The organism is Streptomyces sporangiiformans (assembly GCF_005768555.2).
GTDB lineage: Bacteria > Actinomycetota > Actinomycetes > Streptomycetales > Streptomycetaceae > Streptomyces > Streptomyces sporangiiformans.
Map to the genome: position 1 here is coordinate 83093 of NZ_VCHX02000166.1, position 12913 is coordinate 96005.

The 12913-nt window shown below is 68.8% G+C and carries 8 protein-coding genes; 1 reads left to right on the forward strand and 7 read right to left on the reverse strand.

The genetic code is table 11. The annotated features are described in order from the left end of the window. Nucleotides 1-510: 510 nt before the first annotated feature. From FGD71_RS49735 to FGD71_RS28415, 7 genes are all read right to left on the reverse strand, one after another. Nucleotides 511-642: a hypothetical protein gene (locus FGD71_RS49735; protein WP_276147160.1), complete on the reverse strand. Its 132-nt coding sequence runs from the start codon at nt 640-642 to the stop codon at nt 511-513. Then, a complete protein-coding gene (gene arfA / locus FGD71_RS28390; RefSeq protein WP_119103379.1) occupies nt 643-2142 on the reverse strand; it encodes an arabinosylfuranosidase ArfA in 1500 nt (499 codons plus the stop codon). A gap of 47 nt (nt 2143-2189) precedes the next feature. Then, the gene (locus tag FGD71_RS28395; RefSeq protein WP_119103380.1) at nt 2190-3068 is read right to left on the reverse strand and encodes a carbohydrate ABC transporter permease; all 879 of its coding nucleotides are present in this window, start codon (nt 3066-3068) and stop codon (nt 2190-2192) included. Next, entirely contained in the window at nt 3065-4045 is a 981-nt protein-coding gene (locus FGD71_RS28400; protein WP_119103381.1) for a carbohydrate ABC transporter permease, read from the reverse strand. Before FGD71_RS28400 ends, FGD71_RS28395 begins: the two co-directional genes overlap by 4 nt. A gap of 98 nt (nt 4046-4143) precedes the next feature. After that, entirely contained in the window at nt 4144-5454 is a 1311-nt protein-coding gene (locus FGD71_RS28405) for an ABC transporter substrate-binding protein (RefSeq protein ID WP_119103382.1), read from the reverse strand. A gap of 67 nt (nt 5455-5521) precedes the next feature. Further along, on the reverse strand, nt 5522-8488 hold the full coding sequence (locus FGD71_RS28410) for a glycoside hydrolase family 2 TIM barrel-domain containing protein (protein WP_119103383.1): 2967 nt from the start codon (nt 8486-8488) through the stop codon (nt 5522-5524). Between the two features lie 107 nt (nt 8489-8595). Then, nucleotides 8596-9594: a LacI family DNA-binding transcriptional regulator gene (locus tag FGD71_RS28415; protein WP_240436816.1), complete on the reverse strand. Its 999-nt coding sequence runs from the start codon at nt 9592-9594 to the stop codon at nt 8596-8598. A 446-nt stretch (nt 9595-10040) separates the two neighbouring features. On the opposite strand from FGD71_RS28415, the gene FGD71_RS28420 reads away from it, so the two are divergent. Next, nucleotides 10041-12848: a DNRLRE domain-containing protein gene (locus tag FGD71_RS28420; protein ID WP_119103384.1), complete on the forward strand. Its 2808-nt coding sequence runs from the start codon at nt 10041-10043 to the stop codon at nt 12846-12848. Nucleotides 12849-12913: the final 65 nt, after the last annotated feature.

Here is a 12913-nt window from a genome sequence, read left to right on the forward strand (position 1 = left end):
TCGCCGACGCCTCGAAGCCGAGGGCTACCGGCCGGCCAAGGGCGGCAAGCGGATCACCTCGAACACCATCCGCAACCTCATGCGTCAACTCGGCTGCCCCGCTGACCGAGTCCACCGTCACCGCCCCGCACCTGGCGGAGAAAAGCCAGGCCAGGATGAGTGGTGGCTCAAACACCTGGCCGCGGAGCTGGACATGACCACCGCCACCCTCTACGCCTGGATCAACCGCGGCTGGATCGCCACACGCCGCGAGAGCTGCTGGCCGCACCGGCTCATCGCCCACTTTGACCAGCACAAACTCGCCGAACTACGCGAACGGCGGACTCGTCCGCCCGGCTGGTACAGCCGCCGCCTCTGGAGCGACGCCGAGGGACCCCGGCCGATCCACCTTCATGAGTGCACTGCGCTTGACACGTCTCGACGACCCACCTGCGGGGCAGGACAACGAAACCGGCGGTTTTTGTCGGTACGTTTGACGATTGTCACGGTCAGCCGCAGAACGGTCTTGACTCAGGCCACCAGACGTCCGGCGTAGCCGCCATCGGCCCAGACGAGACTGATCGTGGAGAACCGTTCGCGCAGCAGCGCCGGCAGTCGGTGAGCGCCGTCGCGGTCTTGCATGCCGGAGGCGGTGACAGTCACTCAGCCCAGCGCAATTGCGGTCCACGACACCGGCGGCAGCTCGATGCTGAGCAGCCCGTCGGACAGGATCGCGCTCGGGTGCGCGTGCGGGGTCACGCGGTTCTGCTCGGTGAGTGTGTTCCTCGCATACGCATCCGGGTCGGCGAGTGTGACCGCCTCCAGAATCCGTGAGGAGCCAAGGCTGCGCACATCGACCGTGACCTGAGTGGCCTGCGAAAGCCCGCGGTTGACGAGGAAGACCGCGGCCCGGTCCTCGTCGACGGTCGCGACGGCGTCGACGACAGACGCCTCGCCATGGCGTGCCGTCGTGTAGGTCGGCGCCTCGACAACGGGCCGGATCACCTCACCGGCGGCAAGCCGGCTGGTGATCGAGAACGGGTAGAAGGTCGTCTGCCGCCAGGCAGGGCCGCCGGGCTCGGTCATGATCGGCGCGATCACGTTGACGAGTTGCGCGAGCGAGGCCGAGGTGACGCGGTCGCTGTGCTTGAGCAGCGTCATCAGCAGGTTGCCGACGACGACGGCGTCCGCCACCGAGTAGACGTCCTCCAGCTGCCGGGGGGCGTGCCGCCACTCGTCGTTGACCTCGTCGGACTCGTGGTGCTCCTTCTGGTACCAGACGTTCCACTCGTCGAACGAGATGTTGATCTTCTTCTTGGAGCGCTTCTTGTATCCCACGTGGTCGGCGGTCGCGACGACGGTGTCGATGAAGTAGTCCATGTCGGTCGCCGAGGCGAGGAAGGAGCCGAGGTCGCCGTCGAGCTCCTGGTAGTAGGCGTGGCAGGAGACGTAGTCGACGTGGTCGTAGGTGTGCTCGAGCACCGTGCGCTCCCAGTCGCCGAAGGTCGGCATCCAGGAGCCGGAGGAGCCGCAGACCACGAGTTCGAGGTCCTTGTCGGCCATCTTCATCGCGCCGGCGGTACGGGCGGCGAGCTTGCCGTAGTCGTCGGCCGTCATGAAGCCGGTCTGCCAGCGTCCGTCCATCTCGTTCCCGAGGCACCACATGCGCACGTTGTGCGGGTCCGGCGTGCCGTTGGCGATACGCAGGTCCGACAGCGCCGTACCGGACGGGTGGTTGGCGTACTCGAGCAGGTCCAGGGCGGGCTGGATGCCCCGCGTGCCGAGGTTCACCGCGAGCATCAGCTCGGAGTCGGTGAGCTTGAGCCAGCGGGCGAACTCGTCCAGGCCGACCTGGTTCGACTCCAGCGAGTGCCAGGCGAGGTCGCGGCGCACCGGGCGCTTGTCGCGCGGGCCGACCGAGTCCTCCCAGCGGAAGCCGGAGACGAAGTTGCCGCCCGGGTAGCGGATGGTCGTGCTGCCGAGCTCCCTGACGAGCGCGACGACGTCCATACGGAACCCTTCGTCGTTCGCGCTCGGGTGTTCCGGCTCGTAGAGCCCGGTGTACACGCAGCGGCCGAGGTGTTCGACGAACGAGCCGAAGGTGCGGCGCCGGACGGGAGCGATGACGGCCTGCTTGTCGAGAGTGACGTGGGCGCGGGGCAATGCAGTGGTCCTTTGCAGGTCAGGATGGGCGTGGGGCAGCGAACGCGTTACTTGACGGAGCCAGCGGTCAGGCCCTTGCGCCAGAACCGCTGGAGACTGACGAAGGCGACGAGCAGAGGGATCAGCGACAGGAACGCTCCGGTGATCGGCAGCAGCGGCGGCACTCCGCTGGCGAACTCCGAGCGCCACTGCACCAGGCCCACCGTGACGGGCTGCAGTGAGGGGGTGTTGAGCATGAGCGAGGGCAGCAGGTAGTTGTTCCAGATGCCGACGAACTGGAACAGGAAGACGGTCACCAGTGCCGGGGACATCAGCGGCAGGGCGATCCGGAAGAAGGTGCGCTGTTCGCCTGCTCCGTCGAGGCGTGCGGCCTCCAGCAGTTCGTCCGGGACGGACGCCGCGGCGAAGATCCGGCACAGGTAGACGCCGAACGGGCTGACACAGCTGGGCAGCAGCACCGACCAGTAGGAGTTGGTGATGTCGAGCTTGGCCATGAGCAGGAACAACGGCAGGGCGAACATCGGCGCCGGGATGAGAACCGAGGCGAGGACGACGTTGAAGACGCTTTCGCGGCCGCGGAAGTTGAACTTGGACAGCGCGTAGCCGGCCATCGCGGACAGCAGGGTGCCGACGGTGGCGCCGACGAAGCTGTACAGCGCGCTGTTGGCGAGCCAGGTGGAGAAGATGCCGCCCTCGAAGCTGAACACGTCTCTGATGTTGGTGAACAGGTCGAAGTGGGAGAACCACAGCGGCGTACCGGTGTAGAGGTAGCCCGAGCCCTTGGTCGCGGAGACGAAAAGCCACCACAGCGGGATCAGCGTGTACAGGGCCATCAGGCCCAGCATGCCGTTGACGACGACCTTGCTCGCGATGTCGGTGGGGCGGCGGGCCGGTCGGGTCGGGCGGTCGGCCGAGATCACGCTCATGCCATCGCTCCCTTGCGCTGGTTGTACTTGAGAAAGCCGAACGAGAGCACGAGGGTGATCAGCGCGAGCACGACGGACTGGGCGGCGGCGAGGTTCTGGCCGCCCACGTCCATGCCCAGGGTCGCGTTCATGATCGGGGAGAACTTCGGGTCGACGCCCGGGATGCGCGCGCTGACCAGCACCGCCGGCTCGGTGTACAGCTGCGCCGTCCCGATGATGGAGAAGATCGTGGTCAGCACCAGCGCGGAACGTACGAGCGGGATCTTCACCGCCCACGCCAGGCGCCAGCCGGTGCAGCCGTCGAGCGCGGCGGCCTCCATCACCTCCGCCGGGATCGTCTGCAGCGCGGAGTAGATGATCAGCATGTTGTAGCCGGTCCAGCCCCACGTGATCATGTTCCCGATCGAGAACGGGATCCACGACGGCGACAGGAAGTCGACGTCGATCCCGAAGTGGGACAGCGGTCCGGTGAACGGCGAGAGGTCTTTCGCGAGGAGGAAGGACCACATCAACGCGGCGATCGCACCCGGCAGCGCGTAGGGCAGGAAGAACGTGAGCCGGTAGGTCTTCCGCAGCCGGGCCGAGCGGGAGTCCAGCAGGAGCGCGAGCAGGAGGGCCAGGCCGAGCATGACCGGGACCTGGACACAGCCCAGCAGCACGACCCGGACGATCGACGCGGTGAAGTCGTGGTCGCCGAAGGCGGCGGCGTAGTTGGACAGTCCCGCGAACTCCGTGGACTGCGCACCGCCGAACAGCCCGCCGCGGCGGACGGTGAAGAAGCTCTGGTAGATCGCGTAACAGATCGGCGCGACCATCATGGTCAGGAAGAGCACCGCGAACGGCGCCAGGAAAGCCGACGCGGTCAACGCGGTACGGCGGCCGGTGCGCCGAGGCCGGCCGGAGGCGGAGACCCGGGGGGTGCCCGCGGGCACCGGCCGCGGCGGTGACGCGGTCCGGGTGCTGCTGGGACTGCTCATGGAAACCTCGCTGGGCGGTTCGTCGTCAGGGAGCGGGTCCCCGCGGCGCCGGTACCGGCGCCGCGGGGATCCTTCGGGGCGGTTGGAGTCCCGCTGCCTCAGCCGTTGGTCACCGACAGTCCGAGCTGCTTGATCGCGGCGACCGTCGAGGCCTGGACCTTGGTGACCGCGTCCGGCAGGGTGCCCTTGCCCATGGCGCCGGTGAGGTCGGTCTGGACCTGCTGGTAGGTCGGGCCGTTGGTCCAGGTGCTGGGCACCTGTGCGGCGGAGGTCTTGTACACGTCACCGACCTTCTGGCCGCCGAAGTACGGGTCACCCCCCGTGAGCGACGGGTCTTCCTGTCCGGCCTTCGACGCCGGGTACAGCCCGCTTTCGATGCCCGTCTTCACGGCCTGCGGGTCACTGGACAGGAAATCGGCGAACTTCACGGCTTCGCGGGGCGTCTTGCACCCGGTCATCACCGAGGTGGCCGAGCCGCCGTTGCTGGAGCTCTTGCCGTCGCCGGCCTTCCAGGTCGGCATCGGGGCGACCCGCCACTTGCCGGACAGGTCCTTCAGGTCGGACTTGATGCCGCCGGCGGCCCAGGACGCGTTGACGAACGTCAGCACCTTGCCGGCTGTGGCGGCCTTGTTGAACTTCGGGTCCCAGGCGTTGCCGGTCTTCGTCACCAGACCCTTGTCCTTGAGGTCCTGCCAGAATTCGGCGACCTTGCGGGTGCCGGGGTTGTCGATGCTGACGGTCCAGCTGTCTCCCTGGACCGAGTACCAGGACTGGCCGGTCTGCAGGGTGTAGGCCGCCAGATCGTTGCCCTCGCTGGGCGCGTTGCCGAACTTCACGGTCGGATCGGCGGCGGCGACCTTCTTGGCGTCCGCCTTGTACTCGGCCCAGGTGGCCGGCGGCTTGGTGATGCCGTACTTGGCGAACAGGTCCTTGCGGTAGAAGAGGACCATCGGGCCGACGTCCACGGGGACTCCGTAGATCTTGCCGCCGATGCTGGAGGCGGAGACCGCCGACGGGGCGTACTTGGCCATGTCGGCGCTCGCGTACTCCGTGATGTCCATGACCGTGTTCTTCACCAGCATGGAGGGGATGGCCTGGTACTCGATCTGGGCCAGACACGGGCCCTCGCCGGCGGTGATCGCGTTGCCGATCTGGGTGTAGCCGCCCGTGCCGCCCGACGGGATCTTCTTGAAGGTGACCTTGGCGTCCGGGTGGGACGCGTTCCACTGGTCGACTATCTTCTCGTAGCCGGCCCAGCCCCAGAACTCCATGTTCACCGGCCCGGCCTTGCTCTTCTCGGCGGTGTCGGAGGTGCTCTCGGTGCTGCTGCACGCGCCGAGGCCGGCCACGAGGAGCGCCGCGGTGGTGATCGTCAAAAGTCTGCGGGTGCGTATGGTGGTGTTGTTCATGTGAGGAAACCTTCTGTGACAGGGGCGGACTTGCTGGATGGCCGGTGGGCGGGCGGGCAAGGCCCGTCTACCGGCTGGTGCCGAACTCCACGCCGAACGCGGTGGTGACCGCGGCCAGGACGTCCGGCGCCGACGGGCCCGGGCCGCAGGCCGCGCTGCCCAGGCCGTGGTGGGCGTGGTCGAGGTGCAGATGGAGTCTGCCGTCGCGGACCAGGTCGTGCTGGTGGGCCGCGGCGGACAGCGCTTCGGTGCTCCAGGGACGAACGGTCAGGTCGATGACCGGGTCGCCGGTGATGAGCAGGGTGCCGTCCGGGGTCGTGATCCCGGCGCGGCGGACTTGGTGGCGGTTGCCGTTCTCCTGCGGGCGGACCTGGGGGACCTGCATCGCGGAGACGGTCGACCGGTGGCGGCCGACGCGAGCCGCGGCGCGGGAGTCGCGGTAGGCCTCACCGGGACCGGGGCCGAACCACTCGACCTCGGCGTCGGTGCCGGGCAGCGACATCGCGACGCCCAGTCGGGGCAGCGGCACCGACCACGGGCCGTCGGGGGTGACGACGGTTTCCAGCCGGAGCCGGGCCTGGCCCGCGTCGGGTGTGTCGCATGCCGTCCAGCGGTAGACCACGCCGAGCCCGCAGGAGGACCCGGCGGCGGCCAGCCGGGCGGTGACCGTGAGTCCCGACGCGTCGTGCTCGACACCCAGGACGTCGTGGCGCATCCGGTGCAGTCCGGCGGCGAACCAGGCGTCGGTCTGCGGCTCGCCGAAGGCGCTGAGCAGGTCGTTGTCGATCGGGGCCCGCCAGACGTCCAGTCGCGGACCGTCGAGCTCCAGGTCGCCGAGCCGTGTCAGCACCCCGCTGCGGGCGTCGAACCGCGCGGGTCCCAGTGCGATGTACCCGGCGTGGGCGATCGCCGGCGCCGGTGTGAAGGGCACCGGCGAGGCGGCCGGAGCCACGACCAGCCCCTGGGACCAGGCGATCTCGTGGCCGGCCCCGGCCCAGGTCTCGTCGGCGGCGAGCACCGCGGTCACGGTCAGCCACACCTCGTGGCCGGAGTCGTTCTTGCGGGCCGCGTCGAGCGCGGCGGTGACGTCGGCGGGCCATGCGAAGGTCGTCGTCGTACCCGGAGCCGTCGCGGGCACGGTCAGGTCGCCGGAGCCCACCGGCTCGCCGCCGTCCTCGACGGTCCACCGGAAGTCCAGGTAGCCGCTGTCGCGGACGTGGTGCAGGTTGTGCACGCCGATCTGCCGGGTCGCCGGGTCGACGCGGATCCGGACCGGTTCGACGACCTTCTTGTACTCGACCAGGCCCGGCGACGGCGTGCGGTCGGGGAAGAGCAGCCCGTCGGCGACGAAGTTGCCGTCGTGGACCTCCTCGCCGAAGTCACCGCCGTAGGCGTAGTACGACTGGGGGTCCTCCTGCCCGGTGAGCCGGGCGATCCCGTGGTCGATCCACTCCCAGATGAATCCGCCGGCCAGCCGCGGATGCGCCTCGATGACCTGCTGGTACTCGGACAGCCCGCCGGGGCCGGTGCCCATGGCGTGTCCGTACTCGCACAGCACGGCCGGCAGGGCGCGGCGGTGCGCGTCGTCGACCGGGTCGGCCGTCGGTGCCTCCTGGCCACGTCCCACGGCGGCCAGCTCGTCCACGCCGATGTACATGCGGGAGTACAGGTCGACGTACGCACAGCTCGCGAAGTCGCCCTCGTAGTGGATCGGGCGGCTGTCGTCGCGCTGCCGGATCCACGCGGCCGAGGCGGCCAGATTGACGCCGGTGCCGGCCTCGTTCCCCAGCGACCAGACGATGACCGAGGGGTGGTTCTTGTCGCGTTCCACCAGCCGCTCGGCCCGGTCCAGGTAGGCCTCGCGCCACGCGGGGTCGTCGCTGGGGTTGCGCCGCCAGCCGCCGGGTTCGAAGCCGTGCGTCTCGAGGTCGCCCTCGCAGAACACCCACAGGCCGTGCTCGTCGCACAGGTCCAGGAAACGGTGGTCGGGCGGGTAGTGGGCGGTGCGCACCGCGTTGATGTTGTGCCGCTTCATGAGCAGCACGTCGGTCAGCATGGTGTCCTCGGTCAGGGTCCGCCCCGTGAGCGGATGCCATTCGTGGCGGTTGACGCCCCGCAGGGAGATGGGCCTGCCGTTCGCGGTGAGGACACCGTCCACGACGGCCACGGTGCGGAAGCCGATGCGCAGCGGTATCCGCTCCCCGGCCTCGGAGAGCAGTTCCCCCGCGTACAGGCGCGGCTGCTCGTCCGACCAGGGCTCGACGCCGTCGATCACGTGCGGACCGGCCGGGTCGGCGCCGGATATGCCGAGCTCGGGCACCGAGAGGGACACCCGGGTGGGGGCGGTGACGTCGACGGCCAGGGTGCCCTGACCCGTCGTGTGGTCGTAGGCGGCGTGGACGAAGAAGTCCTCGACACCGCGGGCGGCCACGGACACCGACCGGAAGATCCCGGACAGCCACCACATGTCCTGGTCTTCCAGGTAACTGCCGGACGACCACTGGTGCACGCGGACCGCGAGTACGTTCCGGCCGGGCCGCAGAGCGGTGGAGACGTCGAACTCGGTGGTCAGCCGGCTGCCCTTGCCGTCGCCGAGCCGGATCCCGTTGAGCCACACCGCGAACGCGGAGTCGACGCCCTCGAACCGGAGCACCGCGGCCGACGCCGGGAACCCGTCCGGAACGTCGAACGCGCGGCGGTACTCGCCGGTCGGGTTCTGCCGGGGCACCCGCGGCGGGTCGACCGGGAACGGGTACAGGATGTTGGTGTAGGCGGGGGCACCGTAGCGCGGCTCGTCGGGCAGGCCGGTCATCTGCCAGCAGGACGGCACGGCGAGCAGGTCCCAGGCGCCGTCGTCGAACTCCGGCGCGGCGAAGTCCCCGGTGAGGTCGTCCAGCCCCGACGCCAGCCGGAATCGCCAGTCGCCGTCGAGCGTGATCGTGGGCAGGTCGGTGGCGAACGCGGCACGTGGCCGCAGCCGTCCGGTGCCCGGCGCCCGGTCTTCGACGTAGGCGTGGGGATCGAGGTCTGTCATCAGTGGAGGGCTTTCTGTGTCGGAGCTCGTGGCGGTGACGGGAAGCCGGCAGGCAGGACCGTGCCCTCGGCTCATGGGGGCGAGCGCAGGTCGAGCGGAGCCCGGTGCTATCCGGTCGCCCGGGGCGCGGCACTGCTGTCCCGGACGGTCAGGGTGGGGCGCAGCAGCGTCAATGCGTTGGTCGGCGGCCGGCCGGAGTCGACGGCGCGCAGCAGCAGCTCGACGGCCTGCTGTGCCATCTCCCTCTTCGGGAAGGTGACCGTGGTCAGCGCGGGCTGGATCTGTCCGACCTGGGAGATGTCGTCGAAGCCGACGATGCTGACGTCGTCGGGGACGCGCCGCCCGGACCGGACGACCGCCTCGATGGCACCGACGGCCAAGACGTCGTGGGTGGCGAAGATCGCCGTCAGTTCCGGATCGGCCTCCAGCGCCGTACTGCCCGCGGCGAACCCGCCGGCGGCGTCGTCCCTGGTGCAGGCGAACACCTGCCGGTCGTCGATGGTCAGTCCGTCCTCGGCGAACGCCCGGCGCAATCCGCGTACGCGCGGCGAGTGCGCGGGGAGGTCGGCGATCACCGCGACGTTCCGGTGGCCGAGATCCCTCAGGTAGCGCCCGGCCAGGAACCCGGCGTGCTCGTAGTCGATGGACACCACCGGCAGCGTGGTGGGCGGGTCTCCCTCCCAGGCGCACAGCGCGACCGGGAAGGCGGCCTCGACGAGCATCGGCAACTGTTGTTCGACGCCGTTGTCCCCGGCGACCAGCAGTGCGTCCACCGAGCGCGCGGCGAGGTTCTCCAGATGGGCCCGGGTGTAGTCGGGGTCGTCGCGGGTCGTGGCCAGCAGCAGGTTGTACCCATGGCCGACCAGCACGTTCTCGACTTCCTCGACCACTTCCGAATAGAACGGGTTGGCCACCCGGGGCACGAACAGCCCCACGGTCGACGTGCTGCCGGTTCTCAGCGAGCGCGCCACCAGGTTCGGCTTGTAGCCGAGCTCCTCTATCGCCGTGTTCACCTTCGCCAGCGTCTCCGGCCGCACCTTCTTGCCGGACACCACGTTGGAGACGGTTTGCTTGGCGACTCCCGCCCGAGCGGCCACCTCCGCCATCGTCACCACGAGCCCCACCCCAGAACATGTATCGATCCACGAAAGTGGCGACAGCGTAGGTCGACTGTCGCGACAGAGGCAAGACTTCGTCGGATTGTCGTAATCCAGCGGTTACGTGCACACGCTGAGAACTGAGCACGTCGCACCCAGTTCAACATCGGAAAGTCGACGGAACCGTTGACGGCTCCAGAAATGCGACATTAACATCCCGGCCACACCGGTCACATGGATCGGTCAACGAGAAAATCGTCGCGGTCCACCGCGCGGAACCACCCCCCCCATGCCACTCGGCGCCATCGCCCTCGAGGCGCCGCAGTGGTCCTCTCGGTCGCGACAGCGCCGACGGCCGCACCCGGCCGCTGCACCGCGCATGCTCCGCGCCGTCTCCGGCCGGCGCGGAGCGCCTGAACAGACCTGCGAAGGTCTCGTCCTGAGGAGAGACAGGCATGATCCGACCGGCCGGCGACGACGCCGACCCGAACCCCGCCCCGGCGCGACGCCGATCGCGCGTGAAGCGCGTCATCGCGGCAGCCGCGAGCGCCACCATCGCGGCGGCGAGCCTCATGCTCACCGGCGCTGCCCCCGCACAGGCCGCCACCACCGTCCACACGTACGCGCCGAGCGGAGTGGGAGGCGGTACGACGACGTCCCCGGACCAGGCGTCCACCAAGTACCAGGTGCAAGTCGCCGGCACGCCCGTCCAGGCCGTGCGGTACACCGCGAACCGCAACAACTTCGACATCGCGCGCTTCGCGTCGGACTCCCGGACACCGACGATCACGGTCACGCTGCCCAGCACCACGATCGAGACGGTGAACATCTACCCGGCGCGCTACTACCCGTCCAGCAGCGTCTCGGTGAGCGCGGACAAGCACACCCTGACGTTCCAGATGTCAGCCGAAGCCGGGTTGAACCAGGCGATCGTGATGGTCAACGGCGACTCGACCAGCGTGACGGGACAGCCCTACCTGGCGGTCATCAACGACCCTCTGGAAGACCCGGCGCGGCGTCCGAACACCACGAGCGCACCGGACGGTTCCGGCGTCAACCTGCAGACCGGTGTCCTCAACTTCCGGGAGTTCGCCGCGAAGTACCTCGCGGAGCACCCGAACAGCACGGCTCAGAAGGCTCCCGCCGCGACGACGAGCTCCATGGCGGGCAAGACCGTCAACGGCACCGCCATCCCCGCCGGTCAGAAGACCGCGGCCGGGAGCCTGGTGAGCGCGAGCACCGTCAACGTGCGGTACCCCAACGTGCGGACGATGGCCGCGGGCGACGTCACGTACGCCCTGAAGGCCGCCATCGACACCATCAAGGCCAACCCCACGGCGCTCAACACGCTCTACTTCCCGAACGGTACGTACATATCGTCCGGTCTCCTGGTCAACGGTGTGGACGGCAGCAAGCTCAAGGGCGGCAAGCTGAAGATCTACACCGACGAAGGTGCCCTGGTGAAGAACCGCATCCAGGCGTACATGGAGGCGTTCGAGCCGGCGGTCGGGATCATCAACTCGAGCAACATCGAGATCGACGGCCGCGGCATCTTCGACGGCAACGGCGTGGCGAACTACAACGCCCGCAGCGTCGGTGACTCGCACGACGCCTACCGCAGCCAGCACCAGGGCGGCGTCATGGTCATGCACTCGTCGGACATCACGTTCAACGACACCTACCTGCGCGACTCGAAGCAGTGGAACTACGAGACCCACAGCGCCAACAGGGTGACGTTCAACAACATCAAGGGCCTCACCCCGTACCCCCAGCCGTGGATCGACGGGATCGACTTCGCGAGCGGCCAGGACATCACCGCCAACGGCGTCTTCACCCTCGGCAACGACGACGCGTTCGCCTCCGGCCACTACAACCCCAGCGACGGATTCACCCCGATGGCCGCCGGTGTGTGGGGCAACTTCCAGCTCGGCACCTCCACCCCCGACATCCAGGGCTATGCCAACGCGGTGGGCGCCCACGACGCCGTCGCCGACGAGCTCGGGTTCGACAACTACCACTGGGACAAAGCGGAATCGAAGAACATCTCGGTCAGCAACACGCTGAGCTGGTCCTCCGGCGCAGGCAACTCGATCCGCATCGGATGGAGTTCGTGGGGATACAAGCTCAACAACTACTCGTTCGACAACTTCAACTCCATCTCGCAGGGGGCCGGCGGCATCTTCACGCAGAACAGCCCCAAGCCGTACCCGCGCATCTCGAGCATCGTGATCAAGAACAGCTCGTTCGACACCTCCCGCTACACGTCGGGACCGATCAGGCTCAACGGCGGCAACGGGTCCACCCAGACCATCACCGCCGAGGATCAGGCGACCTACGGGTTCGCCCCCAACCCTGACGGGTCGGGCACCACGTACACGTACACCAAGACCCCGATCAGCACCTTCAAGCTCGACAACGTGTGGTTCTCGCAGCAGAAGACGAACAGCAGCCCGCTGAACGGCGCCACGAACGTGACGCTGAACAACCTCCGCGTCGGCGGCCAGCTCGTCAAGTACTCCAGCCAGTTCCCGCTGGCACCGAGCGGGATCTCCACGCTGACCAGCACCTACACGGACGCGAACGGCCAGACCCAGAACGTCAGGACGGGCGCACCGACCGACGGGGACACCTGGGTGGGCGCGTGGACCGGCGACCTGAGCAAGAACAGCTCCTCGGACCTGACGCTCATCACCCGCAACACCGGCGTGGGCCTGATGGGCGAGCAGTACACCACAGGATCCGGAGACGGAAAGCTCTCCTACCTCCAGTTCCCCCTCAACGGCATCACCAAGGCGCCGACCCAGGCGACACTCCGTCTCACCTACGTCGGCCACCGCTACTCGTCGGTCCCGTCGACCGACACCGACCAGCTCCTCGTGCAACCCGTCAGCGACACCACCTGCACCGGCGGCGGCACGTCCTGCCCGGTCAACACCATGACCTGGCAGAACCGGCCGAGCTTCACCGCGACGAACTCCTCCGTGGCGAAGTCGGCCGCCTTCACCCTCGGTTCGACCGTCGTCCCCGAAGGCAGCGGCAACCACCAGGGCGACGCCATCGACGGCCGCGTCATCACCGTCGACATCACCTCCTTCGTCCAGAGCGCCTACGCGGCCAAGCAGCCCACGCTGCTGCTCGCCGTCGGCAACGCGGGAGGCACCAACCACGAGCTGCGCTTCGTCAGCTCCGAAGGCGCCACCGGCTCCGGGAAGCTCACCAACGCGGACGCCGACATGGTGCCCGCGCTGACCGTGACCCCGTAGACGCGCGAGGCCGGCCCGCCCCTGAGGGACGGGCCGGCCTCAGCCGTGCGGGTCTGCCGTCGACG